Annotated in this window: 21 protein-coding genes; 16 read left to right on the top strand and 5 right to left on the bottom strand. The window is 73.1% G+C overall.

The window, feature by feature from the left end:
• Window positions 1-13 precede the first annotated feature (13 nt).
• Genes ACIBKY_RS11575 through ACIBKY_RS11550 form a run of 6 tightly spaced genes read left to right on the top strand, consistent with a single transcriptional unit; the run spans window position 14 to window position 4,523 of the window.
• The gene (locus ACIBKY_RS11575; RefSeq protein WP_397096519.1) at window positions 14-1,018 is read left to right on the top strand and encodes a RidA family protein; all 1,005 of its coding nucleotides are present in this window, start codon (window positions 14-16) and stop codon (window positions 1,016-1,018) included.
• Window positions 1,015-1,461 carry a MaoC family dehydratase N-terminal domain-containing protein gene (locus ACIBKY_RS11570; protein ID WP_397096517.1) on the top strand — a complete coding sequence of 149 codons (447 nt, stop codon included), beginning with the start codon at window positions 1,015-1,017 and terminating at the stop codon, window positions 1,459-1,461. The genes ACIBKY_RS11575 and ACIBKY_RS11570 overlap by 4 nt, the downstream gene beginning before the upstream one ends.
• Complete coding sequence (locus ACIBKY_RS11565; RefSeq protein WP_397096515.1) at window positions 1,458-1,907, top strand: MaoC/PaaZ C-terminal domain-containing protein; 450 nt, start codon at window positions 1,458-1,460, stop codon at window positions 1,905-1,907. The genes ACIBKY_RS11570 and ACIBKY_RS11565 overlap by 4 nt, the downstream gene beginning before the upstream one ends.
• Complete coding sequence (locus ACIBKY_RS11560; protein WP_397096514.1) at window positions 1,904-3,046, top strand: acetyl-CoA acetyltransferase; 1,143 nt, start codon at window positions 1,904-1,906, stop codon at window positions 3,044-3,046. Before ACIBKY_RS11565 ends, ACIBKY_RS11560 begins: the two co-directional genes overlap by 4 nt.
• Complete coding sequence (locus ACIBKY_RS11555) at window positions 3,039-3,353, top strand: Zn-ribbon domain-containing OB-fold protein (RefSeq protein ID WP_397096512.1); 315 nt, start codon at window positions 3,039-3,041, stop codon at window positions 3,351-3,353. The genes ACIBKY_RS11560 and ACIBKY_RS11555 overlap by 8 nt, the downstream gene beginning before the upstream one ends.
• 6 nt (window positions 3,354-3,359) lie before the next feature.
• Window positions 3,360-4,523: an acyl-CoA dehydrogenase family protein gene (locus tag ACIBKY_RS11550; protein WP_397096510.1), complete on the top strand. Its 1,164-nt coding sequence runs from the start codon at window positions 3,360-3,362 to the stop codon at window positions 4,521-4,523.
• Here the strand turns inward: ACIBKY_RS11550 and ACIBKY_RS11545 are convergent, their stop codons facing one another.
• Complete coding sequence (locus tag ACIBKY_RS11545) at window positions 4,524-5,549, bottom strand: FAD-dependent oxidoreductase (protein ID WP_397096509.1); 1,026 nt, start codon at window positions 5,547-5,549, stop codon at window positions 4,524-4,526.
• An 83-nt stretch (window positions 5,550-5,632) separates the two neighbouring features.
• Here ACIBKY_RS11545 and ACIBKY_RS11540 point away from each other — a divergent pair, with 83 nt between their 5' ends.
• Together ACIBKY_RS11540 and ACIBKY_RS11535 are read left to right on the top strand one after the other, a co-directional pair.
• Window positions 5,633-6,211, top strand: a complete 579-nt coding sequence (locus ACIBKY_RS11540; RefSeq protein ID WP_397096507.1) for a TetR/AcrR family transcriptional regulator — start codon at window positions 5,633-5,635, stop codon at window positions 6,209-6,211.
• A gap of 16 nt (window positions 6,212-6,227) precedes the next feature.
• A complete protein-coding gene (locus tag ACIBKY_RS11535) occupies window positions 6,228-6,701 on the top strand; it encodes an NUDIX hydrolase (protein WP_397096505.1) in 474 nt (157 codons plus the stop codon).
• Window positions 6,702-6,706: 5 nt separating this feature from the next.
• Here ACIBKY_RS11535 and ACIBKY_RS11530 read toward each other — a convergent pair whose 3' ends face one another.
• Window positions 6,707-8,104 (bottom strand): MmgE/PrpD family protein, encoded by a 1,398-nt coding sequence (locus tag ACIBKY_RS11530; RefSeq protein ID WP_397096503.1) that lies wholly within the window; start codon window positions 8,102-8,104, stop codon window positions 6,707-6,709.
• Window positions 8,101-8,895 (bottom strand): cyclase family protein, encoded by a 795-nt coding sequence (locus tag ACIBKY_RS11525; RefSeq protein WP_397096502.1) that lies wholly within the window; start codon window positions 8,893-8,895, stop codon window positions 8,101-8,103. The genes ACIBKY_RS11530 and ACIBKY_RS11525 overlap by 4 nt, the downstream gene beginning before the upstream one ends.
• A 51-nt stretch (window positions 8,896-8,946) precedes the next feature.
• Here ACIBKY_RS11525 and ACIBKY_RS11520 point away from each other — a divergent pair, with 51 nt between their 5' ends.
• The 3 genes from ACIBKY_RS11520 to ACIBKY_RS11510 all read left to right on the top strand — a co-directional run bounded on the left by ACIBKY_RS11520 (window position 8,947) and on the right by ACIBKY_RS11510 (window position 11,025).
• The gene (locus ACIBKY_RS11520; protein ID WP_379626548.1) at window positions 8,947-9,291 is read left to right on the top strand and encodes a hypothetical protein; all 345 of its coding nucleotides are present in this window, start codon (window positions 8,947-8,949) and stop codon (window positions 9,289-9,291) included.
• A gap of 11 nt (window positions 9,292-9,302) precedes the next feature.
• Window positions 9,303-10,064: an IclR family transcriptional regulator gene (locus ACIBKY_RS11515; protein ID WP_379626546.1), complete on the top strand. Its 762-nt coding sequence runs from the start codon at window positions 9,303-9,305 to the stop codon at window positions 10,062-10,064.
• Between the two features lie 253 nt (window positions 10,065-10,317).
• On the top strand, window positions 10,318-11,025 hold the full coding sequence (locus tag ACIBKY_RS11510; RefSeq protein ID WP_397096499.1) for a FadR/GntR family transcriptional regulator: 708 nt from the start codon (window positions 10,318-10,320) through the stop codon (window positions 11,023-11,025).
• 4 nt (window positions 11,026-11,029) lie between these two features.
• On the opposite strand, the gene ACIBKY_RS11505 is transcribed toward ACIBKY_RS11510, so the two are convergent.
• Complete coding sequence (locus ACIBKY_RS11505) at window positions 11,030-12,313, bottom strand: ABC transporter ATP-binding protein (RefSeq protein WP_397096497.1); 1,284 nt, start codon at window positions 12,311-12,313, stop codon at window positions 11,030-11,032.
• A 298-nt stretch (window positions 12,314-12,611) separates the two neighbouring features.
• On the opposite strand from ACIBKY_RS11505, the gene ACIBKY_RS11500 reads away from it, so the two are divergent.
• Genes ACIBKY_RS11500 through ACIBKY_RS11490 form a run of 3 tightly spaced genes read left to right on the top strand, consistent with a single transcriptional unit; the run spans window position 12,612 to window position 15,969 of the window.
• The gene (locus tag ACIBKY_RS11500) at window positions 12,612-14,075 is read left to right on the top strand and encodes an alpha-amylase family glycosyl hydrolase (protein WP_397096495.1); all 1,464 of its coding nucleotides are present in this window, start codon (window positions 12,612-12,614) and stop codon (window positions 14,073-14,075) included.
• Between the two features lie 5 nt (window positions 14,076-14,080).
• Window positions 14,081-15,106, top strand: a complete 1,026-nt coding sequence (locus ACIBKY_RS11495; protein ID WP_397096493.1) for a LacI family DNA-binding transcriptional regulator — start codon at window positions 14,081-14,083, stop codon at window positions 15,104-15,106.
• Entirely contained in the window at window positions 15,103-15,969 is an 867-nt protein-coding gene (locus ACIBKY_RS11490) for a carbohydrate kinase family protein (protein WP_397096491.1), read from the top strand. Before ACIBKY_RS11495 ends, ACIBKY_RS11490 begins: the two co-directional genes overlap by 4 nt.
• Window positions 15,970-16,054: 85 nt before the next feature.
• On the opposite strand, the gene ACIBKY_RS11485 is transcribed toward ACIBKY_RS11490, so the two are convergent.
• Window positions 16,055-17,155 (bottom strand): hypothetical protein, encoded by a 1,101-nt coding sequence (locus ACIBKY_RS11485; protein ID WP_397096489.1) that lies wholly within the window; start codon window positions 17,153-17,155, stop codon window positions 16,055-16,057.
• Between the two features lie 129 nt (window positions 17,156-17,284).
• Here ACIBKY_RS11485 and ACIBKY_RS11480 point away from each other — a divergent pair, with 129 nt between their 5' ends.
• Together ACIBKY_RS11480 and ACIBKY_RS11475 are read left to right on the top strand one after the other, a co-directional pair.
• The gene (locus tag ACIBKY_RS11480) at window positions 17,285-18,316 is read left to right on the top strand and encodes a sensor histidine kinase (RefSeq protein WP_397096487.1); all 1,032 of its coding nucleotides are present in this window, start codon (window positions 17,285-17,287) and stop codon (window positions 18,314-18,316) included.
• Between the two features lie 37 nt (window positions 18,317-18,353).
• Complete coding sequence (locus tag ACIBKY_RS11475) at window positions 18,354-18,983, top strand: response regulator (RefSeq protein ID WP_397096485.1); 630 nt, start codon at window positions 18,354-18,356, stop codon at window positions 18,981-18,983.
• Window positions 18,984-19,010: the final 27 nt, after the last annotated feature.

Genomic DNA, 19,010 nt, shown 5'->3' with positions numbered 1-19,010 from the left:
TGGAGGGGCCGATGTGAGGGACAGGACCGTGCGGCTGCCCGCGCTGACCGGCACGGATGCCAGCGACGCCTATGAACGGGCCCGCGTCGCGCTGGGCGCGCTCGGGCTCACGTGGGCGGACGTGGTGCATGTGCGGGAGTACGCGAGTGCCCGGCCGGACCCGGCGGCCAGGCCGGAAGGGGTCACGCTGTCGGCGATCGCGGTCGAGGGCGTGCTGGAGGACGGGCACGAGGTGGCCGTCGAGGTGACGGCGTGCCGAGGGGGCGGGGAGCGGTTCGCCACCGGCCGCGGCGTGGTGACCGTGGCGGGGGAGATCGTGTATCTGCCCGCCGTCGTCCCGGCCGATCTGACGGCGGGGTTCGGCGAGCAGTACCGCTCCTGCCTGGAGGTGGCGGCGGAACTGCTCAAGGTGGCCGGGATCGGGCCGGAGGGACTGGTGCAGACCACCGACTACACCGCGACCGCCACCCGGGCCGACTACCCGCGCTGTGGCCGCCCCCGCAAGGAACTGCTGGGCGGCGAGGGCACCGACGGGCGGCCCGTGCATCCTGGCGCCGCCGGGATCCTGGTCGACCGCGCCGCCGTGGAGGGCGCGAAGGTCACGCTGGACGCGGTGGGTTCGCGGCTGCCGCTGCGCGCCGTCAACCCCGGCTGGACGCGCTACGACACGCTCACGTACAAGCCGGGGGTGGCGGCGGGCGGCACGCTGTTCATGTCGGGCTTCGGCGCGCTGGATCCGGCGACCCAGCGGTCGCTGTTCGAGGGCGACCTGGTGGCGCAGGCCGAGTACACCTACACGGCGATCGCCGCCGTACTGCGCGAGGAGAACCTGACCGGCTCGGACGTGGTCAGGCTGGTCGAATACATCACTCCCCCCGCCATCACGAAATATCCGGAAATAGTGGCGGTCAGGGAGCGCCACTTCCCCAACCGCCCGGCCCTCACCTCGGTCGTCTGCACGGCCCTGCTGCGCCCCGAGTTCCTCATCGAGGTCGTCCCCACGGCGGTGCTCCGGTGAACGAGGTCACCTACACCGCCCCGGAAGAGCTCGGCCGCGCCGCGATCCGCTACTTCGCCCAGGCCGTGGGCGACGCCAACCCGCTCTACACCGACGACGCCTACGCCCGCGAACACGGCTACGACGGCGTCATCGCCCCGCCCACCCTGATCTTCGAGACGAACCAGTTCACCGGCCTGCCCCGCGACCCCGACGGCTACTGCGGCCACACCTGGGACCTCGCCTTCCCCGGCACCCGCCTCGTGCGCGGCGGCAACACCTACGAACTCCACCAGCCGGTACGGCCCGCCGACGTCATCACCGTCACCTGGCGCCTGGGCGACATCGTCCGCAAGGCGGGCAAGGTCTTCGTGACGTCCACGGCCACCTACACCAACCAGCACGCCGACCTGCTGGCCGTCAACGAGGAGACGCTGATCTACGTGCCGCTGGAGGACCCGTGATCCCCCCTCTGGAACGCGAGATCGACCAGGCCGGCATGGTCGCGTACGCCGGGGCCACCTGGGACTGGCACCGCCTCCACCACGACTCCGCCTACGCGGCGGACCGGGGCCTGCCGGCGCCGGTCGTGGACGGCCAGCTCTTCGGCGCGCTCCTGGCCGAGCAACTGCAGGACTGGCTCGGCCCGGGGGCGCGGATCACCCGCATGAGCTTCCGGCTGCGCTCGATGGTGTTCGCGGGCGAGACCGTGCGCTGCACCGGGCGGGTGGTGGCCGAGCGGGACGGCTTGCTCACGGTGGAACAGCAGGTCGAGGTCATCGGAGACAACCCCCGGGTCGCCGTGGCCCCCGCGACCTCCGTGGTAAGAGCGACCGGCGTGGAAAGATCGACCGGCGTGGTGAGAGCGACCGGCGTGGAAAGAGCGACCGGCGACGGCCGGTGGACATGAGCGGCGTGGCCATCGTGGGCGCCGCCGAGTCCGATCTCGGCGTCACCGGCAGGAGCGCACTCGAACTCCAGGCCCAGGCGGCCACCCGCGCCCTGGCCGACGCCGGCCTCACCCCGCGCGACGTCGACGGCCTGGCCACCGCGGGCGTGGGCAGGTTCGCCGCCACCCAGGTCGCCGAGTACCTGGGCCTGCGCCCGGCCTGGAGCGACTCCACGTTCGCCGGCGGGTCCGCCTTCGAGATGTACGTGGCGCGGGCCGTACAGGCGATCGGGGCCGGGCAGTGCGCGACGGTGCTGATCTCCTACGGCTCGAATCAGCACAGCGCCCGCACCCGCTCCCTGTCCGGCGTCCACGAGGGCGACGTCCCCCAAACCACCCACGAGGCCCCGTACGGCCCGCTCTACCCGATCTCGTACTACGCGATGGCCGCCCGGCGCTACCTCCACCAGTACGGCAGAAGCCGGGCCGACCTGGCCCAGGTCGCCGTGGCCGCCCGCGAGTGGGCGCTGCTGAACCCGCGCGCGTACCGCCACGCCGCCGGTCCCCTGACGGTCGGGCAGGTCCTGGCCGCGCCCATGATCTCCACGCCGCTCACCGCCGCGGACTGCTGCCTGGTCACCGACGGCGGCGCGGCGATCGTGCTCACCGCCCTCGACCGCGCCCGCGACCTGCCGAAGCTCCCCGTCACGGTCCTCGGGTACGGCGAGGCCACCGCGACGGCGAGCATGTCCCAGGCCCCCGACATCCTGGACACAGGCGCCGCCGAAGCGGGCCGGAGAGCCTTCGCCCTGGCCGGCCTCTCGCCGGGCGACGTGGACGTGGCCCAGGTGTACGACTCGTTCACGATCACCGTCCTGCTCACCCTGGAGGCCCTGGGCTTCTGCGAGCCGGGCCGCGCCGGTGACCTCGTGAAGGAGGCGGGGCCGGGCGGCGCGTTCCCGCTCAACACCACCGGCGGCGGCCTGTCCTACTGCCACCCGGGCATGTTCGGCCTGTTCCTGCTGGTCGAGGCGGTCCGCCAGCTACGGGGCGAGTGCGGCCCGCGCCAGGCGCCCGGGGCCGAGGTGGCGCTGGCCCACGGCACCGGCGGCATCCTGTCCACGCACGCCACCGTGTTGCTGGGGGCCGACCGTGGCTGACCGCCTGGAACTGCAGGAGTGCCGGGCCTGCGGCCGCCGCCAGCACTACCCGAGGCCGCTGTGCCTCGGCTGCGGCTCGGCCGACCTGGGCCTACGCGAAGCCGGGGGAGGCGGATCCGTGGACACCTTCACCGAGGTCCGCCGCGCCCCGTCCGAGGATTTCGAACCCCCGTACGTGATCGCCCGAGTCCGCCTGGACGAGGGCCCCGTCCTGCTCACCCGCCTGGTCGGCCCCGGCCCGTGGGCCTGCGACGAGCGGGTACGGCTCACCTGGTGGCAAGGGCTGCCCGTCTTCGAGAAGGAGTAACGCGCCATGGACTTCGAGCTGACCGACGACCAGAGGGCCTTCAGGGAGACGTTGCGCGCCTTCGTCGAGAAGGAGATCGTCCCCGTGGCCACCGAGTGGGAGCACTCCGGGAGGTATCCCACCGAGATCGTGGCGAAGATGAAGGAGATGGGCCTGTTCGGGCTGACCGTCCCCGAGGAGTACGGCGGGCTCGAAGCCGACATGGTGACCTTCGCCCTGGTCTTCGAGGAGATCGCCAGAGGCTGGATGGGCGTGGCCGGGACCATCGGCTCCCACTCGCTGTCGGCCTGGATGATCGCCCGCCACGGCACCGAGGAGCAGAAACGCCACTACCTGCCGGATCTGGCGAGCGGCGCCCGCCGTACCGGACTGGCGCTGACCGAGCCGGGAGCGGGCACGGACCTGCAGGGCATCCGGACGCGCGCGGTGCGAGACGGCGAGCACTACGTCGTCAACGGCGTCAAGACCTGGATCACCAACGCCCGCCACGCCGACCCGCTTCCCGTGCTGGTGAAGACCGCGATCACCGAGCCCGCGCACAAGGGCATGTCGGTGCTGCTCGTCGACGCCGGAACGCCCGGTTTCACCGTCAGCCGCGACCTGCCCAAGCTCGGCTACAAGGGCACGGAGACCTGCGAGGTCGCGCTGGAGGACGTCCGCGTCCCGGTCTCGGCCCTGCTCGGGGGCGAGGAGGGCCGGGGCATGCAGCAGGTGCTGTCCGGCCTGGAGATCGGCCGGGTCAACATCGCCGCCAGGGCCGTCGGGGTGGCCCAGGCCGCCTACGACGCCGCCCTTTCCTACTCCCGCGGGCGCGAGGCGTTCGGGCAGCCGATCGCCGAGTTCCAGGCGGTTCAGCTGAAGCTCGCCGATTTGGCCACGGAGATCCAGGCCGCGCGGCTGCTGACGTACTGGGCCGCCTCGCAGGCCGACGGCGGCAAGCGGGTGGACATGGAGGCCGGGATGGCCAAGTACTTCGCCTCGGAGGTGGCGCTGAAGGCGTCGCTGGAGTCGATGCGCATCCACGGCGGCTACGGCTACAGCCAGGAGTACGTCGTGGAGCGCCTCTACCGCGACGCCCCGCTGATGGCCATCGGCGAGGGCACCAACGACGTGCAGCGCCTGGTGATCGCCAAGGCCCTGATCAGCGGCAAGGGCAAGGTCGGCTGGTGATCACACGGGAAGCAGACGCAGGAGCGAGTCGCGCAGCCCGGTGCGCCGTACCGTCATGAACCGGTGCAGGCTGCGCGAGCCGAACGCCACCCGCTGCGCGCTGCGCCGCCGCTCGGCGTCGTAGGCCCGCAGCGCCTCCGGCAGCGTGGCGTGCGTGGAGACCGCCCTGGTCAGCGCCTCGGCGTCGAGGATCGCCGTGCACGCCCCCTGCCCCAGGTTGGGCGTCATCGCGTGTGCCGCGTCGCCGACGAGCGCCACGTTCCCGCCGCTGGTGAAGGAGGGCAGGGCGGGGTGGAGGTGGCGCATCTCGTAGCGGATCCACTCCGAGGGATCCGTCTCGTGCAGGATGCGGGGGATCGGGTCGTGCCAGTCGCGGAACAGCTCACGCAGTTCCCCGGCGGTGGTGGCCTCCGGCACCGTCGCGTACCAGTTGGTCCGGCCCGGCTCGACCGGCGTCATCCCGAAGAACCGCCCCGCGCCCCACGTCTCGCCATGGACGCCGCTGCCGAATCCGGCGATGCCGATCCACGCCACCGTCCCCACGTGGCGCGGGCCGCTGCGCCCGCCGAAGCGCCCCTCCCGCACCGCGCTGCGGATGCCGTCGGCGCCGACCACCAGGTCGTGGCCGGCCGCGAGCTCCTCCACGTCGCGCACCTGGCTGCCGAACTCGATCGGCACGTCCAGCGCCCCGGTCAGCACATCCAGCAGGTACGGCCGCGCGATCAGCAGCTCCGGCCGCCCGGCCCTGCGCTCGATGCGCTCCAGCGGCAGCTTCGCGATCACCGTGCCGTCCGGGGTGCGGACACGCCCGTCCCGGTACGGCACCGCCCGATCCCGGAACCCCTGCCCGACGCCGAGCCGCTCCAGCGCGCCCTGGGCGGTCGGGTGGATGCCGAAGGCGGTGCCGTACCTCTCGATCCCGGCCCGCCGCTCCAGCACCCGCACCGACCAGCCCGCGCGCCGCAACCCGATCGCGGTGGCCAGCCCGCCCACGCCCGCCCCGACCACCACAGCCCTTCCGGCCATGTCACACCTCCACGCATCGACTACCACATCTGTGGTACCACGTTTGGGGTAGTATCGGCAAAAGCGCGAGCGAGAGGCGGAGCATGGCGAACCAGGACCGGCGCGACCTTCTGCGCGACGCGGCCATCCACGTCTTGGCGCGCGAGGGCGGGCGCGGTCTGACGCACCGCGCGGTCGACGCCGAGGCGGGCGTGCCCGGCGGCACGGCGAAGAACTACTTCCCGGCCCGCGAGGCCCTTCTGCGCGCGGTCGCCGAACGCTGCCTGGAGCTCTATCAGGGCGCCGTCCCGTCCGCGCCGCCCGGCGACGCCTGCGGGCTGGCCGCCCTGTTCGAGGCGCTGCTGCGCGACGCCGCGGGGCCCGGCCGCGCCCGCCTGCTCGCCTACCTGGAGCTGCAGGCCGAGGCGGCGCGCAGGCCGTGGCTGGCGGAGATCCTCGACCCGATCGCGGCCGGGGACTTCACCGGGTTCGAGCGGGCCCAGCGGGCGGCCGGGCTGCCCGTCACCCGCGAGAGCGCCGCGCTGGTCACGCTGGCCCTGCACGGGGCGCTGCCGCACCTGCTCTCGGGCGGCTCCGGCACCCTGGCGGCCGCGGGACTGGACGATCCGGCCGCCTTCGTCCGCGGCGTGCTGCGGGCCGCCTATCCGGACGCGGAGCTCTAGGAAGGACAATGCGGGGGTGAAACCACTTCTGGCCGTGAGCGCGGTCGTGCTCGGGGATGGCGAGATCCTCATGGTCCGCCAGCGCAACGCCGGCGACCCGCACCCGATCTGGGGCCTGCCGGGCGGCATGGCCGAGGAGGGCGAGCTGTCGGACCGCGCGGCGGCCCGCGAGGTCGCGGAGGAGACCGGGCTGAAGGTGGGCCCGCCCACGCGCCTGCTGGCGGTCGTGCAGTTCCCGGCTCCCGCGACGCTGACCGCCCTGTACTTCGCCTTCGAGCGGCCGCGCGGCCAGGACCTCGCGCCCGCCGACCCCGACGGGGACGTGCTGGAGGCGGCCTGGGTGCCGCTCGGGCAGGCGCTGGCGCGGATGGCGGACTTCCCGCTGGCCGTCATGCGCGAGCCCGCGACCGCCTGCCTGCGCGAGCCCGCCGGCCCGGTCCGCTACTGGACCTGGCCGGACGGGCCCGGCGGCCGCGCCGTGGTGATCTAGATGTACTAGGCCACGGTCAGGGGGAGCAGGGCCGAGGCGGGGGCCCCGGAACGGGCTGCCGCCACCAGAGCCTCCATGCGCTCCTCCGGCAGGGCGCGGCGGGCGTTGTCGCGGAACTTGCGGGCCAGTTCCTCCCCGGTCAGCGGATGTTCGGGACCGCCCCGGGAGGAGTCGACGCGGTGCTCCAGCTCGGTGCCGTCGGCCAGCCGTACCCGCAGGACGGCCGCGAAGGCGCGCGGGAAGATCTCCGTCGCCCGCGCGTCGGCCACGCAGCGCACCCGCGCGGCCAGCGCCAGCCGCGCCGGGTGCAGCTCGGCGAAGTCGTCCAGGCAGACGCCGAGCCCGCCGCCCGAGCCGAGCAGCGCCGTGGCGACCGTGTAGGGGCCGGAGAACTTCGCGTGGTAGGGGGAGCGGGGCGCCGCCTTCTCCCCGGCCGGTTCCGCGATCGTGCGCAGGACCGGCGCGGGCACCCCCAGCTCGATCTCGGCCTCCGCCAGCGCCTCGGGGCCGAGCCGCCCGCGCAGGGCGAGCGCGCAGTCGATCGCGGGATGGGTGAAGTGGTTGGTCGGGTACGGCTTGTAGACGGTGCGCAGCAGTTCCCACCGCCCGCCCAGCCCGTCGAGCAGCGCCCCGGCGTCGAACCGGCCGTCCAGCCAGGCCTGGAAGAAGCCGAACCGTCCCTCCAGCACCGTCGGTGGCCCGGTCACGCCTTCGAGCGCCAGCACCGCGGCCGACACTCCGGCGTGCGCGGCCCAGCCGCAGTGCACCCGCTTGACGGTGCCGCCGGTCCTGTTGGCCTCGATGACCCCGGCGCCCATGCTGGCGGCGATGCCCATGGCGTCGGCCAGCCCTTCGGCGGTCAGCCCGTACAACATCCCGGCCGCCACCGCGGCGCCGAGCGTGCCGCAGATGGACGTGGCGTGCTGGCCCTTGTCGAAGAAGAGCGAGTTGCCCGCCTCCGGCAGGTAGGAGGCCATGCCGAGGCGGTTGCACACCTCGATCCCGGCGGCGACCGCCGCCGCGAGACTCGCCCCGCCGGCGCCCGTGGCCTCGGCGGCGGCCAGCGCGGCGGGCACCACCGGTGCGCTCGGGTGCAGCACCGAGGGCAGATGGGTGTCGTCGTAGTCGAGGGAGTGCGCGAGCGTGCCGTTGACCAGGGCGGCCGACGGGGCGGGCAGGCGGTGGCCGCTGCCGATCGTCGTCGCCTCCCCGGTACCGTTCCACCGCAGGGCCGCGCGCAGGACCGCGGGCGCGGCGTCGGCGTCCGGCTCGGCGTAGGCGGCCAGGCAGTTGCCGAGCACGTCCAGGATCCGGCCGGCGACGTCCGCGCGGACCTCGCCGGGCAGGCCGTCGTCGCGGCAGCCCGCGGCGAAGGCGGCCAGCAGTTGCACGTGTGTGGTCATGCGCGCTCCCCGGGCAGAACGGCCAGCGGCCGGACCGGTGCGCCGGTGGCGCCCACGATCGGCAGCGGATTGAGTACCAGGAGGAACTCGTGTACCCCCGCGTCGAGCAGTTCGTGCAGCCGCATCGTCTCCACGATGTTGATCCCCGACTCCACGAGCATGATCCGGTGCACCGGCAGCGCGGCGTGGCCGCGTTCCGGCGCGATGTGCTCGAAGGCGATCGTCTCGCCGCCGACCACGCGCGGGCGCCGCTCGGCGAGCCAGCGCCCGGCCTCGACCCCCGGTCCCGGTACGCCCGCCGTCTGGCCGGTGAACCGCCCGGGATCGTGCCAAACGCGCGACCAGCCGGTGCCGATCAGCACGGCGTCGCCCGCGCGGATCTCCACTCCCTCGGCGGCCGCCTCCAGGTCGGCGACGCTCACCTCGTAGCCCGGGGGCAGGAAGTCGGCGCCGTGGACGCGGGCCACGTCGAGCAGGACGCACCGGCCCACGTACGGGTCGAAGGAGTCGATGCCCAGGGAGCTGAAGCCGTCGTTGGTGGTGAGGTCGGCGGGGTCGGCTCCGCCGTACAGGAGGCCGTCGTGCGAGACGTGGGCCAGGGCGTCCACGTGGGTGCCGACGTGGCCGCCGGTGACGATCAGCTCGTTGGCGGCGGAACCGCCGTCGGCGCGGACCACGTCTCCGTGCCGGCGCTCCAGGAGCATGCGAAATGGGGGATGATTGGGCGATTGGGGCATACCCCTACGCATCGGCTGCGCCAAGTCGTACACACGCAACCCGTCCTGCCACATGGCTCACTCCCGGTTGTTCCAATTATTGGAATTAGGTTTCAGACTGTACCCATGATCTACCTGGTCTACCGGATGCGGCTCGCCGAACGCGCCCGCAGGGACATGGCCGCCTTCTGGGAGTGGCTGGAGGAGCGCGAGCGCTGGTTCTACCGCGATCTGCCGATGGTGAAGGAGGTGCGCTGGTTCTACAGCGTCGTCGGTGACGTCTACATGCTGGAGAACTGGGCGGCCTTCGACGACGAGGCGGCCTGGGGCGCCTACAGAAAGGCCCTGGCCACCCTCAAGAGCGACTCTTCCTGGGAGTCGCAGCGCGTGTCACAGGAAGAATGGTGGGACTTCGTGGACACGAGGATCATGACTGACCCACCCGTACCGGTGGGGTTGCATCGCAGGTGAAAGGCTCCAGCATGTCCAGCCAGACCGTCGCGACCGTCGAGCGGGCGGCCGACGTACTCGTCCGCTTCGCCGAGGCGGGCACCAGCACGCTCGGGGTGACCGAGCTCGCCGACAGCCTCGGCATGTCCAAGGCGGCGGTCCACCGGGTGCTGGCCTCCCTGCGCAGCCGCGGCCTGGTCGAACTCGACGAGGACAGCCGCCGCTACTCGCTCGGGCTGACCGCGATGCGGCTGGGGCTGGCCTATCTGGACCGCATCGACATCCGCCGCCTGGCCGCGCCCGAGCTGGCCGGGCTGAGCGCCCGCACGACCGAGACCGCGACGCTGTCGATCAGGACCGGCCTCAGCCGCGTCTACATCGACCAGGTCAAGCCGCCGCGCGAGGTCATCATGGCGGTCTCGCTCGGCGTGCCGTACCCGCTGCACGCGGGGGGTTCGTCCAAGGCTTTCCTCGCCTTCCTGCCCGAGGTGGAGATCGACTCCTACCTGTCGGCGCCGCTCGACCCGCTGACCCCCGCCACCGTCACCGACCCGGAGCGGCTGCGCACCGAGCTGGCGCTGATCCGCCGCCGCGGCTACGCCATGTCGATCTCCGAACGGCAGCGCGGCGCCGCCTCGGTGGCCGCGCCCATCCTCGACCACCACAGCCTGCCGGCCGCGGTGATCAGCGTCTGCGGGCCCGCCGAACGCTTCGTCGGCGAGGCCGACGCGTGCGCCGCGGCCCTTCTGGAGGCCACCGACCGACTTTCCGCACGACTCGGTCACCGCGCCTGAACTCTGGTTTTCTCCGGTACGGCAAGGCCGCTCCGGTTCTTGCCATTGACACAGCCGCCTCAGATTGGAACGCTGTTCCCAGAAGTGGAACGGGGCCCCTCGTACGGCGGGGTTCGGAACGGCAGGATCGGCCTCACCGTGGGGGAGGCCGAACCCACCACCCCGGCACCTCGCCGGCCCCGTCCGGCAGGGCCGGGCGGGGCCGAATCCCTCAGGCGCCGCGGCCGGGAGCCGCCGAGTAGGGTCTGACGGTGTGACCAAGAAGCCGCCCGCCTACCAGGCGCTCGCCGCCGAACTGCGGGAGCTCATCGTGGCCGGCCGTTTCCGCCCCGGTGACCGGCTGCCGGTGGAGCCCGAGCTGTCGGCCACCTACGGCGTGAGCCGGAGCACCGTGCGCGAGGCACTGCGCCTTCTGGCCAGCCAGAACCTCATCGCCACCGTCAGGGGCGTGGCCGGGGGCAGCTTCGTGGTGACGCCGCGGCCCGAGCAGATCAGCGACTACCTCGCCACCAGCCTCAACCTGCTGGCCGGCGACACCCAGCTCACCGTGGACCAGTTCCTGGAGATCCGGGATCTGCTGGAGGTGCCGGCGGCCGGGTTCGCGGCGCTGCGCCGTACCCCCGAGGACCTGGCGGCGCTGCGGGCCACGCTCTTCGACCCCGGAGCGGCCTCGCCGGAGGAGATGTACGAGCCGAACAAGCGCTTCCACGCGCTGCTGCTCGGCGCCTGCGGCAACCCGCTGCTGGAGGTGGTGGCCAGGCCCGTCTTCCAGGTCCTGGACGAGCGCTTCCTGCGCTCACGCGCCCCCGGCCGCTTCTGGCACGACGTCGACCGCGACCACCGCGAGATCCTCGCCCGGGTGGAGGCGGGCGACGAGCCCGGCGCCCGCGAGGCGCAGCACGCCCACCTGGCCCGCCTGCGCGGCACCTACCTCGCCATCGACCGCAACGCCACGCCGTAGACCGTCAGGTGGCGCGGCGGGGGGCGTCGATGCGGGCGCCCTCCTGCGTGAAGACCATCAGGCGGGAGACGTCCACGGCCACCTTGGCGGCGTCGTTGACCCGCCAGGCCGGGCGCACGCCCAGCCGGACGATCAGGTCGGTCCTGCGGTGGTGGCCGCTCTCCTCCGCCTGCTCCTGCTCCTGTTCCTCCATCACCACGCGCGAGGCGAACAGCCGCCGCAGCAGCGTGCCCAGCCCCGCCGACTCCCGGGCGTGGCCGTTGACGCGCCGGCGGGGGTCCGGCGGCTCGGGTACGGCCACGCCCGGCGCCCCGCACTCCACGTAGGCCAGCCACTCGTGCCCGTGATATTCCAGCGCCCTGACCCGGCCGAAGAACGCCGGTCCGTCATAGGTCTCCGGCACCGGCGCCAGCCCGTCGGGCCGCATGCCGACCAGCACCTGGCTGCCCGTGTACTGCGAGATCGCGTACGCCCGGGGGTCGCTCCACGGGATCGTCAGCCGGTGCGGGCCGAAGTCCAGCATCACGTACTGGTTCTGCGGGGTGCGCACCGTCGCGGCCAGCAGGTTGAGCTGCTGGGAGTTGAGGAAGGCCGCGACGAACGCGGTCGCCGGGTCGTTGTAGATCTGCGCCGGGGTCCCGACGTCCTGCAGAACGCCGCGGTTCATGATGGCGATCCGGTCGGCCAGCGTGAGCGCCTCGACCTGGTCGTGGGTGACGTAGATCGTGGTGACGCCGAGCGACCTGACCAGGGCGGAGATCTCCATGCGCAGTTCGGTGCGCATGCCGGCGTCGAGGTTGGACAGCGGCTCGTCCATCAGGAAGATCTTGGGCTGGCGGACGATGGCGCGGCCCATGGCGACGCGCTGGCGCTGGCCGCCGGACAGGGTGCCGGGGCGGCGGTCGAGCGTCTCGTCGATGTGCAGCGCCTTGGACAGCTCCAGCACGCGTTCCTTGACCAGCGCGGGGTCGGCCTTGGCGATCTCCAGCGGGAAGGCGATGTTGCCGCGCACCGAGCGGTGGGGGTACAGGGCGCCGCTCTGGAAGACCATGGCCACGTCGCGGTCGCGGGGGGCCAGGTGGTTGGCGAGCTTGCCGTCGAGCCACAGGTCGCCCTCGGTGATCTCCTCCAGCCCGGCGATCATGCGCAGCAGGGTGGACTTCCCGCAGCCGGAGGGGCCCAGCAGGACCAGGAACTCGCCGTCCTCCGCCTTCAAGCTCATGCGATCGACCGCCAGGTGGTCACCCGGGTACACCTTGGTCACTTTGTCGAGAACGACCGAGCTCATGGGCAGCACCTTGCAGCCAGGTTCCGCTGTGATTGATGAGGTAGTACATCGCGGTTACAGCCTGATGTCCACCCTTGCCATAAAAAATCTCTATGGATCGGGCGTGGAGGGGTTGACACTCCGCCTGACTTCTGTCTTGTGCCTCAGCCAAGCTTTCGGTCGTGAGCCACGTCACATAGGGGGTTTTATCCCACTTTAGGGGTAAGTGTGGCGAAATATCAGGGGTTAGTGGTGCATGGAAATGCTTGCGTAAACTTGCGGCAAGAGATTTCATGTACGGGACTATTGGGGGTTCTTGATGACCGACTGGTGGCGCGACGCCGTCATTTACCAGGTGTACGTCCGCAGCTTCGCCGACGGGAACGGCGACGGCGTCGGCGACCTGATCGGTGTGCGCGACCGCCTGCCGTACCTGAAGGGCCTGGGTGTCGACGCCGTCTGGCTCACCCCCTTCTTCACCTCGCCCATGGCCGACTTCGGCTACGACGTGGCCGATTACCGCGACGTCGACCCGCTGTTCGGCACGCTGGCCGACGCCAAGGCGCTCATCGACGAGGCGCACGGTTTCGGGCTGCGGGTCATCGTGGACATCGTGCCGAACCACACCTCCTCGGCCCATCCGTGGTTCCGGGAGGCGCTGCTCGGTCGGCATCGCGAGCGCTACATCTTCCGCGACCGGCCCAACGACTGGGAGTCCATCTTCGGCGGCCCGGCCTGGACGCAGGTCGAGGACGGCCAGTGGTACCTGCACCTATTCGACAAGGAACAGCCCGACCTCAACTGGGACAACCCCGAGGTGCGCGCCGAGTTCGACTCGATCCTGCGCTTCTGGCTCGACCTCGGCGTGGACGGCTTCCGCATCGACGTCGCCCACGGCATGGTCAAACCGCACGACCTCCCCGACATCGGGCACAGCGACCAGATCCGGATGATCGGCTCCGACGTCGTCCCGTACTTCGACAACGAGGGCGTCCACGACATCCACCGCCACTTCCGGCACATCCTCGACTCCTACCCCGGCGAGCGCATCGGCGTCGCCGAGGCGTGGGCGCCCACACCCGAGCGGCTGGCCCGCTACGTCCGCCCCGACGAGCTCCACCAGGCCTTCAACTTCCACTACCTGAGCACCCCCTGGGACGCGCCCCGCCTGCGCGAGGCCATCGACGCCTCCCTGGCCAGCGCCGCCTCCGTGGGCGCGCCGTCCACCTGGGTGCTGTCCAACCACGACGTCAAGCGGCACGTCACCCGCTACGGCAGCCTCGACCGCGCCCGCGCCGCGATCCTGCTCACGCTGGCGCTGCCCGGCTCCGCCTACGTCTACCAGGGCGAGGAACTGGGACTGCCCGAGGTGCTCGACCTGCCGGAGGAGGTCCGGCAGGACCCGCAGCGGCTGCGCGACCCCGAAAGCGGGCGCGACGGCTGCCGCGTACCGCTGCCCTGGACCCGCGAGCTCGGCTGGGAACTGCCGTGGCTGCCGATCCCGGCGAGCTGGTCCCAGCTCAGCGTCGAGGCGCAGGAAGGCGTGCCCGGCTCCACCCTGGAGCTCTACCGCGACGCGCTGCGGCTGCGCCGCGAGATCACCGGTGAGCTGCGCTGGCTCGATTCGCCGGAAGGCACGCTGATGTTCGCCCGCGGCGACCTCGTCTGCGCCGTCAACCTCACCGCGGAACCCGTCGGCTTCGCCCTGGAGGGCGAGCCCGTGCTGTCGTCGGCCGCCACGCCCGGCGCTCCCGATTCCGCCGTGTGGTGGAAAGTAAAGTAGCGCCCATGAACGGACACGCCCGCCTCGCCGACATCGCAGCCCAGGCGGGGGTGAGCGAGGCCACCGTGAGCAGGGTGCTCAACGGCAAGCCCGGCGTCTCCGCGGCCACCCGCCAGGCCGTCATGACCGCGCTCGACCTCATGGGGTACGAGCGCCCGCCCCGCCTGCGCCAGCGCAGCAACGGCCTGGTCGGGCTGGTCACACCCGAGCTCGACAACCCGATCTTCCCCGCGTTCGCGCAGGCCATCGAGAAGGCGCTCACCCAGCACGGCTACACGCCCGTGCTGTGCACCCAGATGCCGGGCGGCGCCCCCGAGGACGAGTTCACCGAGCTGCTCGTCGACCGCGGCGTCAACGGGATCGTGTTCGTCTCCGGCCTGCACGCCGACACCACCGCGCGCATGGACCGCTACACCCGCCTGACCGACCGCGGGCTGCCGATCGTGCTGGTCGACGGCTACAGCGAGCACATCGACGCGCCGTTCATCTCCCCTGACGACCGGCTGGCGGCGCGGCTGGCCGTCCAGCACCTCGTGGACCTCGGGCACGAGCGTATCGGCCTCGCGCTCGGCCCGCGCCGCTTCGTTCCGGTCATCCGCAAGATCGACGGCTACCGGCAGGCGATGGCGCAACTGCTCGGCGCCACCGAGGTGGACGGCCTCATCGCCCACTCGCTGTTCTCCGTCGAAGGCGGTCAGGCCGCCGCCGCCCAGCTCCTCGAACGCGGCTGCACCGGCATCGTGTGCGCCAGCGACCTCATGGCGCTCGGCTCGATCCGCGCCTGCCGCGAGCGCGGCCTGTCGGTGCCCGGCGAGGTGTCCGTGGTGGGCTTCGACGACTCGCCGCTGATCGCGTTCACCGACCCGCCGCTCACCACCGTCCGCAAGCCCATCGGCGCGATGGCCTCGGCCGCGGTGCAGACGCTCCTGGAGGAGGTGAACGGCGCGCCCGCCCGGCACGTCGAGCTGATCTTCCAGCCGGAGCTCGTCGTCCGCGGCTCCACCGGGTCGGGCCCGCTGGTGAACCGGTGACCCACGACGTCCTCGTGATCGGCGGGGCCGGCGTCGACACCACCGTCTACGTGCCCGGCCTGCCCCTGCCGTACGCCGACACCTATACCGTCCCGCCCGTGATCGACCGGATCGGCAACACCGGCGCCGGCGTGGCGCTCGGCTGCGCGGCGCTCGGCCTGCGCACCAGGTTCGCCGACCTGATCGGCGACGACCCGCAGGGCGCGCTGGTGCGCCGCGCGATGGGCGGCGTCGACTGCGCGTTCGGCACCGCCGTGGCCGGCACCCGCCGCAGCGTCCTGCTCGTCGGCCCCGACGGCCGCCGCACCTCGCTGTTCGACCCCCGCGCCACGCCCGGCGAGACGCTGCCCCCGTCGCTGTACTCCGGCCCGCGCCCCCGCCACGCCCACCTGTCGATCACCGACTTCAGCCGGAAGGTCTTCGCCGGCCTGCCCGGCGTGCCCACCTCGACCGACCTGCACGACTGGGACGGCGTCAACCCCTACCACGAGGACTTCGCCTACCAGGCCGACCTCGTCTTCCTCTCGGCCGCCGCCCTGCCCGACCCGCCGGCCGCGATGCGCCGCATCCTCGGCAAGGGCCGCGCCCACACGGTCGTGTGCACCCTCGGCGCCGACGGCTGCCTCGTCCTGGAGCGCGGCACCGGCCCGCGCGCCTTCCCCGCCGCCCCGCCGCCGGGCCCCGTCGTCGACACCAACGGCGCGGGAGACGCCTTCGTCTCCGGCTTCCTGTACGGCCGGCTGCGCGGCCACGACCTCGAGACGGCGGTCCGGCTGGGTTCGCTGACCGGCGCCCACGCCTGCACGGTGGAGGGCACCCACGAGTCCCCGCTGACCGAGACCGCCCTCCTCGCGCGGGCGTAGCGAGCCCCCTTCCCGGGAGGGCTTCACAGGGCGCTTCACGGGGCGCTTCCCCGGGGGGCTTCACGGGGCGCTTCCCGGGAGGGCGTCACCGGGCGCCGAGGCCGCAGCGCGCGCAGGCCGGGCGGGTGCGGTAGTAGAAGGCCAGGGTGGCCAGGCCGAGCGCCGCGGCCCAGATGGGCCAGTACGCCATCGGGCTCACCAGCCACGAGGCCGGGTCCGTCCAGTCGGTGACCCTGATCGCCACCGCCCCGGCCGAGGCCAGGATCGCCGTCACCGCCGCGGCCGCGCCCAGCGGCAGCTTGCGCGGCACCAGCCGGCCGGCGAGCACCGGCACCCAGCGCGGCCAGATCTCGCCCCACGGGCGGACCAGGCCGAGCGTCAGCACGCCGCCCACCGCGCCGAACGTGGCCAGCCCCGCGCCCGCCCACGCCATCCCGGTCTCGTGCAGCCACCTGATCCCCTCCTCCGAGAACAGCAGCGGGATCTTCAGCGCCCACGCCCAGCGCACGACCGAGTAGAACAGCGGGACGGCGAAGGCCGTGTACGCGGCCCACCTGCCCCAGCGCGCCGCGCCCGCGGGCGTGCTCCAGCGGGCGGCGCGGGAGCGCGCCGAAGCCGCGTCCGCGCGGCCGCAGCTCTGACACGCTCCCGCGCCGCGGCGGGTGGCCGCCAGCGCCGCCCCCGCCCACAGCAGGCCGCCGGCCAGGCAGATCAGCATGTTCACCACCGGCCAGGGGAAGGCCAGCTCGAAGTAGTCGGCGTCCGGCCAGCCGAACGGCAGACCCACCAGGAAGATCGGCGCGTACCCGACCGCCGTCATGATCCGGGCATCCGGCACCAGCACCACCAGCAGGAACGCCATCGCCCACGCGGGAACCAGCAGGGCGATCCTGGCCGCCCCGCTCCAGCGCCGCGCCGGGCCGCTCCAGTCGCGCGTCATGGCCACCGCCAGGAGAGCGCCCGCGAGGCCGAGTCCGGCGATGACCGGGGCGGTTCCGGCGGCGGTGGCCGCGCCCAGGAAGGATTCGGCGCGGGCGTCGGGGACGTCGCCTTCGCCGAAGGGGAAGCCGGCTCCGCCGTACGCCCAGAAAAGCCCCAGACCGCCGTACACCAGCGACCACGCGGCCGCTCCCCACGTCGCCCGGCGGGGCCAGCGGGCGGTTGCCGCAACCTTCGTCGTGTTCATGACCCAAGCCTCGCGGCGGGAGCGGCCGCCGCACATCTGCCGTTCGCCGGATCCGGCGGCCCGCGCACCGGCCCCGCCTCCGCCGTTCGGCGGATGGCGCCGCTCCGCCGCCCCTCTACCCTCGAACCCATGGACGTGTTCGCGGCCGTCGCCGCCGTCCTGGCGGCGGCGACGGCACTCCTCCCGCGCCGGGCGACCGGCTTCGCGTCTCTGACGCCCGAGGTCGCGGCCCCGGTGGCCGGGGGCGTCTCCCTGCTGGTCACCGCTGCCACCGTGATGGCGGGAGGCGGTGCGCGGGCCGGGATCTGGTGGTTGTTCGCCGAGGTGCCCGCGCTGCTGGTGCTGACGCTCCTGGCCGCGCGCCGCCGCCCGGCCGCCGCCCTCGTGCCCGGCCTGGCGGTGGCGCTGGTGCTGCTCAGGCAGGTGTGGAACGGTCCGCCCCTGCTGATGCTCACCGCGTGCGCGGCCTGGGCGCTGCCCGCGGTCGCCGCGGGCGGGGCAGGTCTCTACCTGCGCTGGCTGGACCAGGCGCGGGGGCGGGCGGTGGCGGCTGCCGTACAGGATCAGCGGCTGGCGCTCGCGCGCGACCTGCACGACTTCGTCGCCCACGACGTCAGCGGCATGCTGGTGCAGGCGCAGGCGGCCGGATTCACACCCGGGCTGCCCGAGCAGGTGGCCGACGCCCTGCGGCGGATCGAGGACGGCGGCCGGCGCGCGCTCGCCTCCCTCGACCGCACCGTCCACATGCTCAACGACCCGGACCGGGCGCCGACCCCCGGGCTCGAACGGGTGGAGGAACTGGCCGAGGGATTCCCGCCGTCGGTGCGGGTGAGCTTCGACGTCGCGGCCGAGGGGGTCTCGCGTGAGGCGTCGGCCACCGCGTACCGGGTGGTGAGCGAGGCGCTGACCAACGTCCGCCGCCACGCGCCGCGGGCGGGCGCCGTGGAGGTGAGCGTGCGGGCCGGCCGGCTCCGGCTGGAGGTCCGGGTTCAGGACGACGGGGCGGCGGGCCGTACCGACGGCAGAAGGAGCATCGGCCTGTCCAGGAAGGGCGGCTTCGGCCTCGCGGGCCTGTCGGAACTGCTCGCCGCCGCCGGCGGCTCGCTGGAAGCGGGCCCGCACGCCGGCGGCTGGCTGCTCACGGCGGAGATCCCGGCATGACACGGTACGGCGCCGCCGTCCCACGGAAGCGGGGAAGATGACCACACGGATCGTGATAGCCGACGACCAGGACGACGTCAGGATCGGCTTCCGGCTCATCCTCGACTCCCAGCCCGACATGACCGTCGTGGGCGAGGCGGCCGACGGCACCAAGGCGGTCGAACTGGCTAGGCACCTCAAACCCGACGTCGTCCTGGCCGACATCCGCATGCCCGGCCTCGACGGCCTGGAGGTCACCCGGCGGCTCGCGCAGGAGACGCGGGTGATCGTGGTGACCACGTTCGACCTCGACGACTACGTCCACACCGCCCTGCGCGACGGTGCCGCGGGCTTCCTGCTCAAGCGTTCCGGCCCGACCCTGCTCATCGAGGCCGTCCGGGCGGCGATGGCGGGAGACACGCTGATCAGCCCGCAGGTCACCGTGCGGCTGCTGCGCCACCTGCGCGCCGAACCCGGCCAGGCGCCGCCGCCCGACCCGCTCACCGACCGCGAACGCGAGATCGCCGTTCTGGTGGCGCACGGCAGGACCAACGCCGACATCGCCACCCGGCTGTTCATCAGCCCGGGCACCGTCAAGACCCACCTGGCCAACATCCAGCGCAAGGTCGGCGCCGCCAACCGGGTCGGGATCGCCGCCTGGGCCTGGAGCTCCGGAGCCGCCCGCTGACCCTGCGGGGAAGGTCTTCGACGGTCT

Source organism: Nonomuraea sp. NPDC050394, from assembly GCF_044459065.1.
Lineage (GTDB): Bacteria > Actinomycetota > Actinomycetes > Streptosporangiales > Streptosporangiaceae > Nonomuraea.
The sequence above is the reverse complement of the archived record's forward strand: the minus strand, read 5'-3'. Positions and strand labels throughout refer to the sequence as shown.